Genomic DNA, 817 nt, shown 5'->3' with positions numbered 1-817 from the left:
CAGCACTGGCGGGCGAGATGGACAGCACCGAGGTCATCTACCTGCCCACCGCGAACGGGCCGATGCCCATTGCCGCGCAGATCAACGGCAGGCTGTATGCCATCGATGCGGACCATCTGAACACGCCCCGGCGCCTCACCAACACGCAGGGGCAGGTGGCGTGGCAATGGCTGATCACGGGGTTTGGGGAGGCGAACCCGACGACGGGAGCGACCGGCTACGCACAGAGCGGGCAGGGCAGTGCAGCCTATGCAGAAGGCGTGAAGTTCGACCTGCGGTATCCGGGGCAGGTGTTCGATGAGGAGACCCAACTGAACTACAACCTGAACCGGTCCTATGACCCGCCTTCGGGGCGGTACTTCCAGGCCGACCCGATCGGGCTGGATGGCGGGTGGAATCGCTTTGGGTACGTGGGTGGCGATCCTCTGAATGCGATAGATCCGCAGGGACTGAATGCGGTACTGATCGCCAACAGAGCAGCGGCGTGGGTGCAAAGTGCCTACTACCGGTATGGCCCAGCCATCACAGAATTCATTGCTGGGGCATCGGGTGTCAACGGCGCAGTGGTATCTCCGATGAGCCCGTTGGTGGCGCAGATTCCGACCACGGTCTCTCGGCTAAGTCCAGTGGCACAAGGTATTGCTCACGGTATCGAATCAGGGGCCTACTGTGCCGCAAAAGAAACCACTGATCTGGGAACCTCTCAAAACCCATCCGGTCCCTTGTTGATCGAGAACGCGTGCTCCATCCTTTGCCATGATCACTCCCCGTAGCGCCCTGAAGTTCGACCTGTTCGCTGAGGCCTCGCGCCAACACA

General features: G+C 61.3%; 1 protein-coding gene. It reads left to right on the top strand.

Translation table 11 applies throughout. The features are described from left to right. The coding region (locus AVAK2825_RS24745) for an RHS repeat-associated core domain-containing protein (RefSeq protein ID WP_284403127.1) at positions 1–773 on the top strand (773 nt) is incomplete at its 5' end. Positions 774–817 lie beyond the last annotated feature (44 nt).

The organism is Acidovorax sp. SUPP2825 (assembly GCF_030158995.1).
GTDB lineage: Bacteria > Pseudomonadota > Gammaproteobacteria > Burkholderiales > Burkholderiaceae_C > Paracidovorax.
This window is presented reverse-complemented; position numbering and strand designations above follow the sequence as displayed.